Source organism: Bradyrhizobium sp. SZCCHNPS1003, from assembly GCF_032381555.1.
GTDB lineage: Bacteria > Pseudomonadota > Alphaproteobacteria > Rhizobiales > Xanthobacteraceae > Bradyrhizobium.
Map to the genome: position 1 here is coordinate 244,665 of NZ_JAUHIU010000004.1, position 18,138 is coordinate 262,802.

An 18,138-nucleotide genomic window follows, 5' to 3' on the forward strand; every position below is an offset into this window, starting at 1 on the left:
TCGGTCGCCGGTGTGCCGGTCCATGGTTAAGGAAGAATTTGTGCAATGGCGTCATCCTGCCACTTTCCGGTGTGGGGCGGTGCGTGATGAAGAAGTCGGTGAGTACCCTGCTGATGGTGCTGCTGTCGGTGCTGGCGGCGGGCATCCTGGTGTCCACGGCGATCCTGATGAGCGGTGCCGCGGGCCGCTATCGCGAGAGCGTCGCGACCGAGCAACTGACCGCGGCCGACAAGGCGATCTTCCAGAACGTCCTCGTCATGCGCGCCCACCGCGGCGACATCCAGAGCGTGCTGCTGAGCGAGGACGATCCGCGCGCCAAGCTCACCGAATATCAGGGCATCGAGGCCAAGGGCTATGACGGCATCGTCGCCGCGCTCGTCGGCGTCGACATGCCCGAGCGCGACGACCTCATGGCAAGGTTGAAATCGAGCTGGGACGCCACGGTTCCGCAGTTCAAGCTGCTGTTCGATGAAGCCGCGAAGCCGCGCGCCGAACGCGTGCTGGCGCGCACGCAGGCCTGGTACCAGGCAATGACCAAGACGCTGGACGTCGCCAACGCCGCCTCGCTCGCCGTCTCGAACCGCGCCTGGATGACCGATCCGGCGATCGCCAAGATGGTGCAGGCGCGGCGGCTGGCCTGGCAGGTCCGCGACCGCTACGGCCTGCAATGCTCGGCGCTGCGTCCCAACATCAACGCCTCCAAGCCGCTCGACGACACCCAGAAGGGTGGGATCGCGCAGTGGCGCGGCACCGTCGCGGCCGGCTGGTCCGGGCTCGACGACCTCCTGGCGGGGGGCGGCAGCACCGCGCTCGCCGGGGCCGTGAAGACCTCGCGCGCCGAGGTCGAGGCCGCGCATCAGCGCATGGACCAGCTCGCCAAGGGGTTTGACGGCAGCGGCAAGCCGGCGATGCCGGCGCCGGAATGGAACGCGTTCTGCCAGGGCCCGTTCGCCGGCATCATCGCGATCGGCATGACCGCGCTCGACGGCTCGATCGCCCGCGCCGAGGAGATCAAGACCGCGGCGCTGAGCAGCCTGATCGTACAGTCGCTCGCCTTCATCGCCGCGCTCGTGGTGGCCGGCCTGGCGCTGCGCGCGGTGCGCGTCCGCCTGATGCGCCCGGTCGGCGTCCTGATGCAGGCGATCCAGCGCATCGGCCAGCGCGACTACCAGACGCCGGTGCCGCAGTTCGCTCATGCCGACGAGTTCGGCGCCATGGCTGCCGCCCTCGAGGGCCTGCGCGAGAGCGCCGCCACTGCCGAGCAGCTGTCGCGCGAGCGCGAGCTCGACCAGGGCCGCCGGCTGGAGCGCTCGCAGGCGATCGACAGCGCCTGCAAGAGCTTCGACGACACCGTGCAGGCGGTCATCGTCAGCATGGGCAACTCGACCGGCCAGCTCGATTCCAGCGCCGGCGACGTCCGCAAGCTGGTCGATGAGTCCACCGAGCAAACGGCCGCGGTCGCCAGCGCCGCGGAGACCGCGACCACCAATCTCGAGACCATCGCCGCCGCCACCGAGGAGCTGACCGCGTCGGTCTCCGAGATCGCGGCGCAGGTGCAGGCCTCGGCGGCCGATGCGCGCCAGGCGGTGGAGAAGGCGGCGCAGACCAACGCCACCGTCGAGATGCTCGACCGCGCCGCCAACCGCATCGGCGAGGTGGTCAAGATGATCACCGCGATCGCCGCGCAGACCAACCTGCTGGCGCTCAACGCGACCATCGAGGCCGCGCGCGCCGGCGATGCCGGCCGCGGCTTCGCTGTCGTCGCCGGCGAGGTTAAGAATCTCGCGGCGCAGACGGCGACCGCGACCGACGACATCACCCGGCAGATCGCCGAGATCCAGGCCGCCACCGGCGAGTCGGTCGAGGCGATCCACGCCATCAGCCACAACATCTCCAGCATCGACGAGAAGATGACGGCGATCGCCGCGGCGGTCGAAGAGCAGCGCGCCGCCACCACCGAGATCTCGCGCAACTTCCAGCACGCCGCGCAGGGCACCCGCGCCGTGACCGACACGATCGGCTCGGTCGCAGCCCTCAACCGCCAGACCGGCAATGCGGGCGCGGCGATGGTCGACTCCGTCCGCCGCATGTCGACGGATGCCGATCGTTTCCGCGTGGCGGTCGAGGGCTTCCTCGGGACCGTGCGCAAGGCTTGAAGCCGGTGCCTGCATCGTGGCGGCGACGCTGCCTTGCGTCGTCGTCAGGACATGCGCTGAAACGTTGTCAAACAGCCCCGTGAGCGGATAAGTTCGGCGCACGATATGCGCTGACGATCCCGCGACGCAGATTGCGCCCGAGTCTTGCTCTTGGTTTGCCCTCCGAAGCAGAGAGGGCGCGGGGAATGCCGGGCGCTGGCCGCACCCATGGCCCGCCTGCAGAAGATAAGCAGGCGGCAGTCACCACAGGTTCAGCCGAGGCATCCCGGCATTCCCCGCGCGATGGTTTTCACGCTTATGTCGCGATCTCCTCGGTGTCCGGCTTTTTAGCCACCGTCGCCCTCGGGATCATCAGCCCCTCGGACTTGGCGCCAGCATCGGGGCGCCAGGACCACGCGTCTTCACGTCCGCAAGCGTGCCGTTCGTCGGCGGGCATCAAGCCCGTTGCGGCACACTCACAGCCACCGCATCTCCGGCCCACGTCTCGTGACGATCGCGATGCGCCCCTCTCGGCGGGCCGGGATGGGCGTAGACAATCATGATTTTTGAAAAAGCGAAAGTAATTTATTTTTCACCGAAGGACTGGACAGGCCAAATCAGCTTGAGACCAAACACGAATTGGCTGGTGACGCGCACGGGCCTCTCCCGGCGTCATTGCGCTCGCGATGACGGCAGATGAGGCGGTCGGGTGGGCAAAGGCGCCCGGCTGGACATTGTCCGACAGCATGTTTCGCGCGCCGTGCCCACCGTCCGCATCCGCCGGCACCGATGGTGGGCACGCGCCGCCTCGCGGCGTCGCTTTCCTACCCTACGACAGCGTCTGCGTGGAGGTACGTTCCGGAACACTTCCCCGAGCCACAGGTTGAAAATGCTTCCACATCGGACACGGAGCCCTTCATCATGCAGGACATCAAGGAACACATGGAAGTCATCGGCGCCGACGGCGTGCATGTCGGCACCGTCGACCACGTCGAAGGCAATCGCATCAAGCTGACGAAGAAGGACAGCGGCGAGGGCAGCCACAAGGGGCATCATCACTTCATCGACAAGGGCCTCGTCGCCGACGTCGAAGGCGACAAGGTGCGGCTGTCGGCCATCGGCGCCGTCGCGGTGACGATGGAGGAGGAGAAGTAGGACGCGTCCACTTCTGTCTGCGTCGCTGCGCTCGCAATGACGATGAGTGACAACCGTAGGGTGGGCAAAGCGGCGCCGTCGGGCGGCGCGTGCCCACCATCAGGGCGGGCGGGTGCGGCCGGTGGCACGGCGCGGAATACATCATGTCCCATATCAACGTGAGGGGCGCGCCTTTGCCCACCCTACGTTTCTACGCCTACTCCGCGTAGCCGACGATCGTCTTCAACAATTTCGGGAACCTTGCGTTGAGGTCGGCCTCGCGCACGACGTTGCGGTGTTCGACGCCCTTTTTCGTGGTCTGGATCAGGCCGGCCTCGCGCAGGATCCGGAAATGGTTCGAGAGCGTCGATTTGGCCATGTCGGGGCAGGGCGCCGCCGCCGAGCAGGACATGCAGTCGTTCTGCTGCATCAGGCTCTTGACGATGCGCAGCCGCATCGGGTCGGCGAGCGCCGAGAGCACGCCGGCCAACGTGATGTCCTCCCGCGACGGATGAAACAATGGCGCCATGAAAAAACATATAGCGACGGCCTTGCGCCCGTTCAATAGTTCATTAGTTCTGAACTATTGAACAGAGCGCCGCGGCGCAAGGAGAGCAGGATGAGCAGGAGATTCGAAGGCAAGGTGGCGCTGGTGACCGGCGCATCCAAGGGGATCGGCGCGGAGATCGCCGCCAGACTTGCCGCGGAGGGCGCTGCGGTCGCCGTCAACTACAGTTCCAGCCGCGAGGGCGCCGACCGCGTCGTGGCCGCGATCACCGGCAAGGGCCGCAAGGCGGTGGCCGTGCACGGCAATCTCGCCAATCCCGGTGACGTCAAGACCGTCGTCGCCGAAACCGTCAAGGCGCTGGGCCCGATCGACATCCTCGTCAACAATGCCGGCGTCTACGCGTTCGCGCCGCTCGACGGCATCACGCCGGAGCACTTCCACCGCCAGTTCGACGTCAACGTGCTCGGCCTGCTCCTGGTGTCGCAGGAGGCCGCGCGGCATTTCAATCCGGCCGGCGGCAGCATCGTCAACATCTCCTCCGGCGTGTCGACCCTGACGCCGCCGAACACCGCCGTCTACACCGCGACCAAGGCCGCCGTCGACGCCATCTCGTCGGTGCTGTCGAAGGAGCTCGCGCCGCGCAAGATCCGCGTCAACACCATCAATCCCGGCATGATCGTGACCGAGGGCGTCGTCGCCGCCGGCCTGCACGAGGGCGACATGCGCAACTGGATCGAAACGACCACGCCGCTGGCCCGTGTCGGCAAGGCCGAGGAGATCGCCGCGGCGGTCGCGTTCTTTGCGTCTGACGACGCGTCCTACGTCACCGGCGAGACGCTGCACGTCACCGGCGGTCTGCGCTGAGCGTCACGCCGCTCCGCTCGTAACAACGGCCGGCGAACCGTAGGGTGGGCAAAGCGCCGCCGCAAGGCGGCGCGTGCCCGCCATCGGCGCCGGTGGGTGTGGGCGGTGGGCACGGCGCGTGAGATATTGGGCCTAACAACGTCGTGCGGGGCGCGCGCCTTTGCCCACCCTACGCGCCGGAAACCGGCTCTGGCGAATGGGCCGTCATTGCCTCCGCCAGTGCGGTCGAAGACGAATGGCGACAACAACTATAGATTGATTATCTATTTGATATCGGATCAAATCTGGCCTGCCGAATCCGTGATGCGCGCATCGCGGACAAGATCAGCGTTTCAACCTCCGGCCGGCCGGACGATGGCGTTTTGCCATCTATTCACTTTCCCGCCTGCTGCATTTCGGATGACCAAGGAGTTTCCATGCGCATTGGCATTGCACTTTCGACCCTCTCCGTCGTCGTGGGATTGGCGGTTCTCGGCTGGGGGCTGACCGCGCCGCGCACCGCGCACGCGTTCCTGGAGGACATCTGCGTCCCGCGCGTGAAGGGCGGGCTGAGGAATTGTCTCGCGCCGGCCAGCGCGTGCCGCAATCCGGCGGAAGCGCTCAACCGCGGCTGCCTGCTCGAGGCGGTGCAGTTCGCCGTCATTCCGCCCGGCCGCAGCATGGTCCACGCCGATTCGACCTATTTCATCGCCCAGGCGCTCGGCTATCGCGCCGACGTGGCCTATTGGATCGCCGCGTACAACGAGAACTCCGACTACGCGCAATATGCGCCGATCGACCAGTGCGGCGGGCAGGCGACATCGACCAATTCGGGCGCCAGCTACATCACCGCCAAGTTCAACGGCTTCCAGCGCACCAACAACACCACCGACGGGCCGCTCTATCATTATCTCCTGAACTTCTCGCCGAACGGGCAGGGCACCGACGTGCACGGCGCCAGCGGTGTGCAGGCGGTGTATCCGTTCCACTATCCGCCGCCCGGCTATCCCGTGACCATCGACAGCGTCTATCAGGGCACGCTGTACGATCTCCGGCAATGGGCCATGAAGGGCGACGAGGCCCCGGGTCTGCTGTGCACCGCCGGATTCACGACGCCGAACGGCTCCTCGAACTTCAGCGGCCCGCAATGCCTGGCGAACGTGCCGATCAGCGGCAACGTGCCGCTGCTGGAGAACTACGCGATCGGACCGGCCATCAACATCACCTCGGGACCGAAGGTGCTCGACAACAGCAACGGCGTCGTCGACTACACCCAGCTCAAGTCCTGGCTGGACGACAAGAGCCGGACCACCGGCGTGCTGTTCGACGACCCCAGGAAGCCGCCGGTGCCGGTGCAGATCGCCCGGATCGGGCTCTATCTGCACTCCTTGCAGGATGCCTCCTCGCACGGCACCTTCTGCGGCGACGACGCGCCGTCGCCGCCGGGCGGCTCGGACGTCGGCAGCTACATGGCCATGAGCTCCGGCAGCGTGAAGCTCGCGTTCGGCACCTATTGCGCCACCGGCCCGCATCTGGCGAGCCATGTCCAGGAGACCGGCACGGGTGACGCCAGCCTGCCGCTGCGCGACTATGTGGCGCTGAACAACACGCTCGACGAGCTGATCCTGTTCGGCAACAACGTCGCCAAGCCGCGCGGCTGGATCGTCAACCCCAGCCTGCTGCCGCCGAACGTCGTCGGGGCTAAGAGCGCCGCCGGCGACAGCGCCGCCGATTTGAAGTCGCGCCTCGTCGGCCGCATCGTGCAGGGCCAGCAATGGTCCCGCGCCGAGGTCTATGCGTCCGGCATCATCACCCTGCCGCTGCAGCGCACCGACGCCCAGGACCGGCTCAACACCATGAACGCCGCACTGGGTGCGTACTCGAAGCGGCTGACGAATGCCAACCCCAAGCTGACCCCGCTGCAGCCGATGCCGGGCAATTCGTTCGTGCCGGGCGATACGTCGGTGTGCTTCCGCTAAGTAGCCATGTCGCTTCGCTCATCCGGGCTACGCGCTGATCATCGCGGTGCGTGGAAGAAAACACGCAGCGCCCATGAATGCGCCCTCTCCCCTTGTGGGAGAGGGCGTGTCAGGAAGGTCGGCAAGCTCGGTCGGGTGAGGGGTATGCCTCCACGCGCATCGTTTGCGGAGAGATACCCCTCACCCAACCGAGTCCGTGGACGGAGATGCCCTCTCCCACAAGGGGGGAGGGCGCTATATCGCTCAGCGCGAGTCGATGGGATGCGCAAAGCGCCGCCGTCGGCGTGCCAGCAATGTCACCCGTTCGGGCCGCGGTGGGTACGATGCGACGCGGCGTCGCGAGGCAGCAGGGCGCGATCCGCTCATCCGCGCGCGTGGCGTGGTCGGCCGATCAGCACCATCCCTTCTTCCAGTGGCCCGGCGGACAATGATGGCCGCGCCAACCCACCTTTCGGCCGCGACTCCAGCCGAAGGCCCGGTGACCGCCTCCGCGGCCCCAGCCATGACCATGACCATGGCCATGACCGCCTCTCACCTCGATGAGATCAGATGCGCCGCGATCGACCTGAAGGGGAGCGCGGGGCAACGCGCTGGCAGGCATGACCAGCGCGGTTGAAATCGATGTTGCCAAGATGAAGATCGCTTTGCGCATGTGACTCCTCGGATGTCATGGAAGATGAACTGAGAGGCTTACGGCTTTTCTGTGTCTTCACGCGAGAGGCGCGCCAGGAAGCGGGATCGTATCCCGTTCGCGCGCCCATTACTTCCTATGCGTGCTGGAGCCGGTGGTCGTCATGCGCTGGCCGGGAGCGCTCTCCGAATGCCCCGGGCCGGCGGCGGTGTTGCTCTGGTGACCGGGCGCGTACTCTGAAGCGCCGGGCGCCGTCGACTTTTTGCTATGCTGCATCTGTTGACCGGGAGCATTCTTTGACGCGCCGTGCGAGCTAGCGCCGGTCTCTGCGGAGAACACCGGCGAAGCGGCGAACAGAGCCGCCGTCAAAACGATTGCCATCTTCATGAACGAACCTCCTTCGTTGTTGGGTTCGTAGCAAACTTCCGTTTGACGGCGATCGTTCCGGTCCTCCGTGAAATCCCGGGATCGTACAGGGGGCGCGGTATGATGTTCGGGCAGGGTTCAAGTGCCTCGGTCTCGCCAAACACGAACATGGAAGTCGGTGCAGGCCGAGCGCCTCCTGCGGCCGGAAGCGCAGCCAGGGCTCTTTGCGCCAGGTGATGCGGCGATGGTCGTTCATCCGGTCGCGGCAGACGGCCATGGTGTGGACCTCGGAGCCCGCGCCGAAGATCGCATAGTCGGTCCACAGCGTGGCACCCGCAAAACGCACGCCCGAAATCACGACCGCTTCGTTCTCCAAGAGATGCACCCCGAACCGCGCCGCCTCGGCCCGCGCCAGCTTGAGCTCCTCGGAGTAGATGCGGTGATAATATTCATGGTTACCCATCACCATGACGATCGGCACGTCCTCCGGCACGATCTCGCGCAGGCGCGCAAAGCCGTTCACCGCCCCCTCGCAGACATCTTGATGTCGGCCATGTCGGCGTGGAGATCGGAGAAGATGTGGAGGTGCATGGGGGGTAGGGAGGTGGAGCCCAGGACGCGGTGCGTAGGGCGCGTTAGCGAAGCGTAACGCGCCGATCTGGTCAAGCGGCGGATTACGCTCCGCTAATCCGCCCTACGCTTGCTGAGGGCCTCGCGGCGCGGCTGACGGAGGGCGAGACGGTCCTGATCCATTGCCGGGCCGGTATCGGCCGCTCGGCCGTCATCGCAGCGTGTGTAATGATTCGGCTGGGCATTCATGGAGCTGAGGCCTTCGACCGGATCGCCGCCGCACGCGGCGTGCGCGTGCCGGATACGGAAGATCAGCGGGAGTGGGTGAGGGCGTTCGAGCGCAAACAGATCGAGTAAAGTGCAGCGTCACCGTAACTCCGACGACTATTCGGCGTAATTCCTGAAGGGCTGCGTGGAGGGCATTCCCGACGAGCGCCGCGACGTTCAGCCTAAAAAGACTGCGTCACCGTAGCCCCTTCATCGGTTGGGTTTTCAGGGCGTGAGGACGGGTAGTCGAAGTCAAGCGTAATGCGGCCGTGATGCGCCGTGATCGTATTGCGTGTTAGTTGTCTTCTGGGTGGTCGCCGATGTATCCGCAGCCTTCTCCATTGCATCCGACTTTTGTTGCCAGAGGAAGTAGCGTTTGACGCCTGCAAGAAGGGCACAAGGCTTGCAAATAGTGGTTCCTCTCTTTCGATTTGTTCACCAAAGTCTGAAACGCTTTACTTCCTTCCATAATCCTTGCAGATGCAGCTTCTCGTTCGCGCTTTGCTTGAAGGCGCTCGAAACAGATTTCTGCAGCTGAGATGCTGACTAGAAACTCTAGAGCGATCTCCGTTGGATTGGCGAGTTCTGCCGCGCGCTGATCGTCGATCAGAAATGCTGAAGCGAAGATCTTTGCCTGGTGTTCGGCCGATTCCGAAGCGTTCATCTTGGAAATGGTGGTTGTGCCGGTGGCGCCGGTCGCGCGATGGTCAACCGTGCCTTCTTCGGCATGCATCACCCCATGACCAAGCTCATGCGACATGGTCATCCGCGTCCGCCGATCACCCCATATAATGGTAGAGTCGACTGACTGTTTTGCGGTTATTATTACAGAGCCTTTGATCAGTTCCGTTCTTGCATCCTTTGATCCCAGAACATGATCAGGGACGACCCGGTACACAAGCGGCCTCTCGCCACGGAGAGTCAATATTTTTCCAGAACGAAGAATGCGGCCAACATTTACTGGCCACGTTCTTCCGATGCCGTAATAGTGCTTCGTCCGTTCAGCTATTCGCCGACACTCGTCATTAGAGCGACGTGTGACCTTGCGATCGTCGTTCTCGTCGTCCATTAGAACTCCTTGCTGTCGTCGAATCCTTTGTGCTAGGTGGTTCTCGTACGGAATAGGCTGTGCGTCGGCGTCATGCAGGCGCGGTTAGTTAGGTAGTTGTACATCGACCGAAAGATCTTCGTCGAATACTTCCCCGCCGCGCATACGTCGTTTGGCCAGAGCGACCGCATCGTATCGTCATATGAGCGGACGTGAGTGACCGAAATGATAGTGCCTATGCTCGCTGGATTAGATAGTCATTCCCGGATACTGGGATGGGCTTAGCCTTTCGCCAAACCCATCCGATGGTGCTGCTTTATCGAGTCGCCCGCGAGATGTTTCACTTCTCTTTCCGAACCCCCTTGAACGGCTTGTCGTCAGCCTTCTGGTCAATGAAGCGACCAGTGTCAGAATCGCGTTTGGTCCAGTTTTCGGTCTTGGGATTGTAGACCTGCGAACGATCGCGAACGGCACCGTTGCGGTGGCCGTCACCCTTGGGAGGATTGGTAGCCATATTGGCTCTCCTGTCGAAAGACCAAGGCTCCGTCCGACAAATGATTTGTCGCCGCCAGTACCTTGGCTGGATCTCCGCGGGTTATGGGAAGGACGTAACGCTCGCCATTGCTTGCCATTGCATATTGCTAGTCGGATACGTTGATTCACTTTTCGTTCGTCTTAGCAGCTTGCGGCGAAGCTCAGGGCTCGCCGCAAACTCTTGTTGTCATTCATACGTTATCTGCTGCGCTGAGCAGCAGGCGGTGCCTTGTATTAAGAACACCCCGTCGTGCTTCCGCACGTATCGCACTTCATACAGGTGCCATTCCGCACCAGGGTGAAGTTGCCGCACTCCGAGCACATCTCGCCTTCGTAGCCCTTGGCCTTGGCTTCGGCGCGGCGTTCGGCCTTTGAGGCGACCTGGGCGTTCGCCGTGCCGGCCTTGCTCCATTGCAGGGCCTCGAGCTTCTCGGTGGGCGAGAGGTCGTGCTGCGGCTCCTGCTTCAGGGCGGTGGCGCCTTCGACGGAATCGCCGGCGCGGGCATGGGAGAGGGCGGTGACAGTCACCCCACCCCGATCGGAAGCTGCGCTTCCGATCGACCCTCCCCCTGCAGGGGAGGGTGAGGAAGAGCCGCCGCGCATCACGACGAGATTGTCGGTGCGGGAGCGGGTCAGGCCGCGCGACACGTACCTCGCGGCCTGCTGGCTCCCGTCCTCCGACGGCTTGCCTTCGTCGACGCCGCGGCCGAGCGCGTCAAAGTTGCTCTCGGAGGGGTCGACATGGGCGAGGTCGAAGCGCGACATGTAGCTGACGGCGAGCTCGCGGAACACGTAGTCGAGGATCGACGTCGCGTATTTGATCGAGTCGTTGCCCTGCACGGGACCTGCCGGCTCGAAGCGGGTGAAGGTGAAGGCGTCGACATACTCCTCCAGCGGCACGCCGTACTGCAGACCCAGCGACACCGCGATGGCGAAGTTGTTGATGAAGGAGCGCAGCGCCGCGCCCTCCTTGTGCATGTCGATGAAGATCTCGCCGAGACGGCCGTCGTCATACTCGCCGGTGCGCAAGTACACCTTGTGCCCGCCGACGACCGCCTTCTGGGTGTAGCCCTTGCGGCGATCCGGCATCTTCTCGCGCTCGCGCATCACGACGATGCGCTCGACCAGCTTCTCGACGATCTTCTCCGAAACCTGCGTGGCGCGCGCGGCCATCGGCTTCTCGTAGAAGGACTCGACCGCATCGTCCTCGTCCTCGTCGTCGGCGATGAGCTGCGAGTTGAGCGGCTGCGACAGCTTCGAGCCGTCGCGGTAGAGCGCGTTGGCCTTCAGCGCGAGCTTCCACGACAGCAGATACGCCGCCTTGCAGTCCTCGACCGTGGCGTCGTTCGGCATGTTGATGGTCTTGGAGATCGCGCCCGAGATGAACGGCTGCGCCGCCGCCATCATGCGGATGTGGCTCTCGACCGAGAGATAGCGCTTGCCGATCTTGCCGCAGGGGTTGGCGCAATCGAACACCGCGTAATGCTCGGCCTTCAAATGCGGGGCGCCCTCGACCGTCATCGCGCCGCAGATGTGCACGTTGGCGGCCTCGATCTCGCGCTTGGTGAAGCCGATCGCCGTGAGCAGGTCGAAGGTGGGGGCGGCGATCGCATCAGTGGTGACGCCGAGGTGCTTGACGATGAAGTCCTCGCCGAGGGTCCACTTGTTGAACACGAACTTGATGTCGAACGCGGTCGGCAGCGCCTTCTCGACCTTGGCGATGGCTTCGTCCGTAAAGCCCTTGGCCCTCAGGGTCGTGGCGTTGACGCCGGGGGCGTTCGACAGCGAGCCGTGGCCGACCGCATAGGCCTCGATCTCGGCGATCTCGCTCTCGCGATAGCCGAGCACGCGCAGGGCTGCGGGAACGGCGCGGTTGATGATCTTGAAGTAGCCGCCGCCGGCCAGCTTCTTGAACTTCACCAGCGCGAAATCAGGCTCGATGCCGGTGGTGTCGCAATCCATCACCAGGCCGATGGTGCCGGTCGGGGCGACCACGGTGACCTGGGCGTTGCGATAGCCGTTGGTCTCGCCGAGCGTGAGCGCGTCGTCCCAGGCCTGGATGGCGTGGCTGACCAGCGAGACCTGCGGGCAGTGGGCGTGATCGAGCGGCACGGGCGCGACCGAGAGCGCCTCGTAGCCGGTCGCCTCGCCGCGCGCGGCCCGGCGATGGTTCTTGATGACGCGCAGCATGTGCGCGGCGTTCTTCTTGTAGCCGGGGAAGGGGCCGAGCTCGCCGGCCATCTCCGCCGAGGTCTTGTAGGCGATGCCGGTCATGATCGCCGAGAGCGCGCCGCACAGCGCGCGGCCTTCCTTGCTGTCGTAGGGCAGGCCCATGGTCATCAACAGGCCGCCGATATTGGCGTAGCCGAGGCCGAGCGTGCGGAACTCGTAGGACAGCTCGGCGATCGCCTTCGACGGGAACTGCGCCATCAGCACGGAGATCTCGAGCACGACCGTCCAGAGCCGGCAGAGATGCTCATAGGCGCCGACGTCGAAGTGCTTCGTTTCCGTGTTGTAGAAGGTCAGCAGGTTGGCCGAGGCCAGGTTGCACGCCGTGTCGTCCAGGAACATGTATTCCGAGCACGGATTGGACGCGCGGATGTCGCCGGACGCCTTGCAGGTGTGCCAGTCGTTCATCGTGGTGTTGAAGTGCAGGCCCGGATCGGCGCTGGCCCAGGCGGCGTGGCCGATCTTCTCCCAGAGGTCGCGCGCCTTCAGCGTCTTGACGACCTTCTTGTTGGTGCGGCCGATCAGATTCCAGTCGCCGTCGGTCTCGACCGCGCGCAGGAAGTCGTCCTTCAGCGACACCGAGTTGTTGGAGTTCTGGCCGGACACCGTGAGATACGCTTCCGAATCCCAGTCCGTGTCGTAGATCGGGAAGTCGATGTCCTTGTAGCCCTGCTTGGCGAACTGGATGACCCGCTTGATGTAGTTGTCGGGCACCAGCGCGCGGCGCGCGAGCTTGATCTCGCGGCGCAGGGCAGGGTTCTTCTCGGGATCGAAGCAGTCGTCGCCGGAGCCCTCGCAATTGACGCAGGCCTTCATCACGGCCTTGAGGTGCTTCTGGTTGATCTTGGAGCCGGTGACCAGCGCGGCGACCTTCTGCTCCTCCTTCACCTTCCAGTCGATATAGGCCTCGATGTCCGGATGGTCGGCGTCGACCACCACCATCTTGGCGGCGCGGCGGGTGGTGCCGCCCGACTTGATGGCGCCGGCGGCGCGGTCGCCGATCTTGAGGAAGCTCATCAGGCCGGACGAGCGGCCGCCGCCCGACAGCCGCTCGCCTTCGCCGCGCAGCCGCGAGAAGTTGGAGCCGGTGCCGGAGCCGTATTTGAACAGGCGTGCCTCGCGCACCCACAGGTCCATGATGCCGCCGTCATTGACGAGGTCGTCCTCGACGCCCTGGATGAAGCAGGCGTGCGGCTGCGGATGCTCGTAGGACGATTTCGACTTGGTCAGCTTGCCGGTCTTGTAGTCGACGTAATAGTGGCCCTGGCCGGGGCCGTCGATGCCATAGGCCCAATGGAGACCGGTGTTGAACCATTGCGGCGAGTTCGGCGCGACCATCTGCTTGGCGAGCATGAAGCGGAGCTCGTCGTAGAACGCGACCGCATCCTCCTCCGACGAGAAGTAGCTGCCCTTCCAGCCCCAATAGGTCCAGCAGCCGGCGAGGCGGTCGAACACCTGCTTGGCGGAGCGCTCGCTGCCGTAGCGCTCGTTCTCAGGGAGAGCGGCCAGCGCCTCGGTGTCCGGCACCGAGCGCCACAGCCAGGACGGCACGGTCTCTTCCTCGACCTTCTTCAGGCGCGCGGCGACGCCCGCCTTGCGGAAATACTTCTGCGCCAGCACGTCGGAGGCGACCTGCGACCAGAACTCGGGCACCTCGACATTCTCGAGCCGGAACACCACGGATCCATCCGGATTCTTGATCTCGGACGTGGTCAGGCGGAAGTCGATCCCTGCATAGGGCGACTGTCCTTCGGTGGTGTTGCGCCGTTCAATCCGCATCGCGAGCCCCAATAGTTCTTGCCGGACCGCGCTTGGCGGCCGGGATCATTGCATCCAAGGGCGACGGCTGGAAGTCCCCGGACGCTGCCGGAAAATTCGTCTGCCGCCGCAGTTCAACCGGTTGCCCGGTCCGCATCTGTTCAGCCTCGAAGGCGAAGGCCTTGCGCCGTTGACCGGCGTCTCGCCCCGTCTTTCCTCGCCGGCCCGTGCAGCCCGTCCGCTGCCCGCGCCGCCGTCTCAACGCATCACGCTCTCAACGCATCACGCCCGCCATCCGGCTCCGTCGTCACCGCAGGGGAGCCCCCACATCTAGTGGGGTTCCCTTAAGGGGACACCGGCTGCCACCGTCCCAGCCTGGGACAGACGAGGCCCCGCACGCCGGGCCGACTGGCCAAAGAGCGTGATTGTCCTCGAACCCTGCTGGGAAGCGGCCGGCCAGACCCGAAACTGACTGTGCGCCGAACCGGCCGGAAGCTAGGACGACTCCGCTTCCCACGTCAAGGACTAGTGGGGGTTCCCTAATCAAACACTAAATATGGGGGAAAGTACGGGAAAACCAGGGCGCGTGCCGGTACCGTGATGGCCGTAACTATCGGCGAGTCCTCGCGGATTCGAAACCGAAAAAATTTGCCCGGAGCGCTGTCCACAGGGCTTCGTCCCGCTGTTCACAGGGGCAGATTTATTCGCGTGCGGACGACGTGTTTTGCTTGCATCGGCGGGACTCACGGGCCCCTACGGAGCGTTCGCGGGGCTGGCATGCCCCACAATCCCTGGTGTGGCCGGAAAAACGCCGGCAAGCTCATCGTCCCACGGACGGTGCCGGTGATTCCATGACAGACAAGCCAGTGGCCAGCGGGCGGATCACGCCCGCCGGGCTGATGTTCCTCGCCATCACCTCGCTTGGCTGGGGCTTCAACTGGCCGGTCACCAAGCACCTGGTCGGCGTGCTGCCGCCCCTGACCCTGCGCGGCACCACCGGGGTGGTCGGCGCGCTGCTGTTGGCGCTGCTGGCCGTCATCCGCAGCCAGAGCCTTGACGTGCCGCGCGAGGTCTGGCCGCGGCTCATCCTGGCCGGGATGCTCAACGTCACCGCCTGGATGGTGCTGATGGGGCTGGCGCTGCTGTGGCTGCCGGCGAGCGAGGCGGCGCTGATCGCCTACACCATGCCGGTGTGGGCCTCGCTGCTGGCGTGGCCGATCCTGGGCGAGCGGCCGACGCTCTTGCGCGTGCTCGCGCTGGTGCTGGCCTTCGCGGGGCTGGCCTCGATCATGGGCAGCAACGGGCTCACCGCCAGCCGCGACAAGCTGCCGGGCATCCTGATGGTGCTCGGCGGCGCGTTCGGCTTCGCGCTCGGCACGGTCATGGCCAAGAAGCTCCCGATCAGGCTGCCGCCGGTGTCGGCGGCGGCCTGGCAGATCGGCATCGGCTGCGTGCCGATCGTGATCGTCGGATTCGTGGTCGAGCACTCCGACTGGACGAAGCTCGACCAGCTCGACTGGGCGCTGATGTTCTATTCCACCGTGATCCAGTTCTGCGTCGCCTATGTCGCGTGGTTCGCGGCGCTGTCGCGGCTGCCGGCTTCCGTCGCGGCGATCGGCACCATGGCGGTGCCGGTGATCGGTGTCTTGGCCTCCGCGATCGCGCTGCGCGAGCCGCTCGGGGCAGGGCAGGTGGCCGCGTTGGCCTTCACGCTGGCTGCGGTGGCGATGGCGACCCGCGGCTAGCGTCAGCCGCCCGCCGGCCTGCCGTCCAGCGCCTGCCGCACCATCTGCGCGAGCTCGGCGCGGCGATAGGGCTTGGTCAGCAGCAGCGCGTCCGGCACAAGCTGCCGGTTCTCGGCGATCGCATCGTCGGTGTAGCCGGAGGTGTAGAGCACCCGGAGCGCGGGGCGCGTCGTCATCATGGTTTCGGCCAGCTGCCGGCCGCTGATGCCGCCGGGCATGATGACGTCGGTGAACAGCAGGTCGAAGGGCTGGCTCTGCGCGGCGATGGCCAGCGCCTCCGTGGCCTGCGAGGCGACGAGGGTGGTGTAGCCGAGGCCCTGCAACTGGGCGAGCACGAAGTCGCGCACCAGCGGATCGTCCTCGACCACCAGGATCGTCTCGCGGCCATGCGGCAGCGCCTGCTCGTGCTCCGGCTCGATCTGCTGCACCGCCTGAGCCGCCGGCAGATAGAGCCGGATCGTCGTGCCGCGGTTCTGCTCGCTCTGAAGCTTGAGGTGGCCGCCGGACTGCCTGACGAAGCCATAGACCATGCTGAGGCCGAGACCGGAGCCCTTGCCGGCATCCTTGGTGGTGAAGAACGGCTCGAAGGCGCGATCCTTCACCTCCCGTGGCATGCCGCTGCCGGTGTCGCTGACCGCGACCATGACGTAGGAGCCGGGCACGATGCCGGGATTGGCGGCTGCGTCGGCCTCGTCGAGCGCGGTCTTCATCGTCTCCAGGCGCAGCCTGCCGCCGTCGGGCATCGCATCGCGCGCGTTGATCGCCATGTTGACCAGCGCGTTCGCGAGCTGCGCGGAATCGACATGAGCGATGAGATCCTCGTCGGCGAGAACGGTCCTGATCTCGACCTGCTCGCCGAGGGTCGGCCGCAGCAGCTTGGCGATGTCCTCCACCGTGGCGTTGACGTCGATGTCGCGCGGACGTAGCGGCTGCTTGCGGGCGAAGGCGAGCAGATGCCGGATGAGCTCGGTGCAGCGATCGGTGGCCCTGCCGATCAGGGCCGCGAACTCGGCCGCCGCCGGCCGGTCCTGCACCGCGTCGATCAGGACCTCGATCGACCCGGTGATGATCGTCAGCATGTTGTTGAAGTCGTGCGCGACGCCGCCGGTGAGCTTGCCGATGGCATCGAGCTTCTGCGCCTGCTGCAGCAGGCGCTCGGTCTCATGCACGTCGGTGACGTCGTGATACACCAGCGCCGCGCCGCTGATCGCGCCCGCGGAATTGCGCAGCGGCCGCCCGCTGACCATCAGGCGAAACTGCGGCCGGCCGTCGGTCGGCTTGACCACGACCTCGCGGCGGTCGAACGACAGCCCGCGCAAGGCGCACGCGATCGGGAGCTCCTCGTCGACGATGCGGGTGACGGCGTCGCTCTCGTAGAACTCGTTTGCGGCCAGCATCTCGACGAAGGTCTCGCCCACATTCGTTCCCAAGAAACGTCCCACCGCCTGGTTCGACAGCATGATCGTGCCTTCGGGATCGACGACGAGGACGCCCTCGGCCATGCTGTTGAAGGTGTTCGTGAGAATGGCGGAGAAGCGGCGCAGCTCGTCATAGGCGGCGGCGAGATCGCCGCGCTGCTGCACGGCCTGGGCTTCCAGCGAGGTCGCGGTCTCCTGCGACCGGGTGAGGGACGAGCGCAGCGCCCGGTCGGAAAGATGAGCGCGCCGGACGAGATAGGCCGACATCAGGAGCAGCAGGCCGACGCCGGCGAGGTCGATCGCCAGCAGCCAGGATCCGGTCCGTCGCGAGATCGTGGCGCGGTCCGCCAGCAGCCGGCGCTCGTCGTCGGTGAAGGCGTCGAGTGCCTGGTTGATCGTCGTCATCGCCGCCGGACCGGCCGCGCTCGCCGCCGCCGCCTGCAGGCCGTCGCGATCGTTCGCCGCGTGACGACGGATCAACTCGCCGGCAAGCTGGATGCGCCGCTGCACGATGCCGTCAATCGATCGCAGCCGCTCGCGCTGCGAGGAATTATCCCGGACGAGCCCCTGCAGGTCCGCCCAGGCCGCAGGGATAAATCCGCTCGTCTCCCGAAGCTCGGTGATGAACCGGTCGGCTCCGGACAATGCGAAGCCGCGCGAGGCCGCTTCTGCCTGCCGCAGCAGGACGCGGAGCTCGGAGGATTTCTCCAGCACCTCCATCGTGTGCTCGACCAGGGCGGTGTCGTTGCGCGCCTTGATGTCCAGCCCCGTCGACGCGGCGCCGATCGCGAGCAGAGTTCCAAGGCCGAGCCTGATGACCACGCGCCGGCGGATCATCGGTGGCTTCCAATGGCGCGGGATGCGCTCGGTCGATCAAGCAGCATCGTGACTATGACTTGCCCTATCGTGAATGGCGAATAGTTCGGTCAGCCAATGTCGTGAGTTGTAAGCAGCGCGGCGCGTCCTGCCAATT

The 18,138-nt window shown here is 65.4% G+C and carries 12 protein-coding genes; 6 read left to right on the plus strand and 6 right to left on the minus strand.

Annotation, left to right across the window (positions count from 1 at the left end; translation table 11 throughout):
• Nucleotides 1-86 precede the first annotated feature (86 nt).
• Nucleotides 87-2,156, plus strand: a complete 2,070-nt coding sequence (locus tag QX126_RS09190) for a methyl-accepting chemotaxis protein (protein WP_315780550.1) — start codon at nucleotides 87-89, stop codon at nucleotides 2,154-2,156.
• 900 nt (nucleotides 2,157-3,056) lie between these two features.
• Nucleotides 3,057-3,290 carry a DUF2171 domain-containing protein gene (locus tag QX126_RS09195; protein WP_315780552.1) on the plus strand — a complete coding sequence of 78 codons (234 nt, stop codon included), beginning with the start codon at nucleotides 3,057-3,059 and terminating at the stop codon, nucleotides 3,288-3,290.
• Nucleotides 3,291-3,486: 196 nt separating this feature from the next.
• On the opposite strand, the gene QX126_RS09200 is transcribed toward QX126_RS09195, so the two are convergent.
• A complete protein-coding gene (locus QX126_RS09200) occupies nucleotides 3,487-3,798 on the minus strand; it encodes a helix-turn-helix domain-containing protein (protein ID WP_315737741.1) in 312 nt (103 codons plus the stop codon).
• Nucleotides 3,799-3,888: 90 nt separating this feature from the next.
• Between QX126_RS09200 and QX126_RS09205 the strand changes: the two genes are divergently transcribed.
• On the plus strand, nucleotides 3,889-4,641 hold the full coding sequence (locus QX126_RS09205; RefSeq protein WP_315780554.1) for a glucose 1-dehydrogenase: 753 nt from the start codon (nucleotides 3,889-3,891) through the stop codon (nucleotides 4,639-4,641).
• A 416-nt stretch (nucleotides 4,642-5,057) separates the two neighbouring features.
• On the plus strand, nucleotides 5,058-6,599 hold the full coding sequence (locus QX126_RS09210) for a hypothetical protein (protein ID WP_315780556.1): 1,542 nt from the start codon (nucleotides 5,058-5,060) through the stop codon (nucleotides 6,597-6,599).
• A 944-nt stretch (nucleotides 6,600-7,543) separates the two neighbouring features.
• Here the strand turns inward: QX126_RS09210 and QX126_RS09215 are convergent.
• On the minus strand, nucleotides 7,544-8,119 hold the full coding sequence (locus tag QX126_RS09215) for a hypothetical protein (protein WP_315780558.1): 576 nt from the start codon (nucleotides 8,117-8,119) through the stop codon (nucleotides 7,544-7,546).
• Nucleotides 8,120-8,283: 164 nt separating this feature from the next.
• Between QX126_RS09215 and QX126_RS33545 the strand changes: the two genes are divergently transcribed.
• Nucleotides 8,284-8,523 (plus strand): dual specificity protein phosphatase family protein, encoded by a 240-nt coding sequence (locus QX126_RS33545; protein ID WP_409999090.1) that lies wholly within the window; start codon nucleotides 8,284-8,286, stop codon nucleotides 8,521-8,523.
• Nucleotides 8,524-8,728: 205 nt separating this feature from the next.
• On the opposite strand, the gene QX126_RS09225 is transcribed toward QX126_RS33545, so the two are convergent.
• The 3 genes from QX126_RS09225 to QX126_RS09235 form a co-directional block, all read right to left on the minus strand.
• Nucleotides 8,729-9,502: an ImmA/IrrE family metallo-endopeptidase gene (locus tag QX126_RS09225; protein ID WP_315780562.1), complete on the minus strand. Its 774-nt coding sequence runs from the start codon at nucleotides 9,500-9,502 to the stop codon at nucleotides 8,729-8,731.
• A 319-nt stretch (nucleotides 9,503-9,821) separates the two neighbouring features.
• The gene (locus tag QX126_RS09230) at nucleotides 9,822-9,995 is read right to left on the minus strand and encodes a hypothetical protein (protein ID WP_315780564.1); all 174 of its coding nucleotides are present in this window, start codon (nucleotides 9,993-9,995) and stop codon (nucleotides 9,822-9,824) included.
• A 254-nt stretch (nucleotides 9,996-10,249) separates the two neighbouring features.
• Nucleotides 10,250-14,023, minus strand: a complete 3,774-nt coding sequence (locus QX126_RS09235; RefSeq protein WP_315780566.1) for a vitamin B12-dependent ribonucleotide reductase — start codon at nucleotides 14,021-14,023, stop codon at nucleotides 10,250-10,252.
• A gap of 830 nt (nucleotides 14,024-14,853) precedes the next feature.
• Between QX126_RS09235 and QX126_RS09240 the strand changes: the two genes are divergently transcribed.
• Entirely contained in the window at nucleotides 14,854-15,747 is an 894-nt protein-coding gene (locus tag QX126_RS09240) for a DMT family transporter (protein ID WP_315780567.1), read from the plus strand.
• Nucleotides 15,748-15,749: 2 nt separating this feature from the next.
• Here the strand turns inward: QX126_RS09240 and QX126_RS09245 are convergent, their stop codons facing one another.
• Nucleotides 15,750-18,002 (minus strand): CHASE3 domain-containing protein, encoded by a 2,253-nt coding sequence (locus tag QX126_RS09245; protein ID WP_315780569.1) that lies wholly within the window; start codon nucleotides 18,000-18,002, stop codon nucleotides 15,750-15,752.
• Nucleotides 18,003-18,138: the final 136 nt, after the last annotated feature.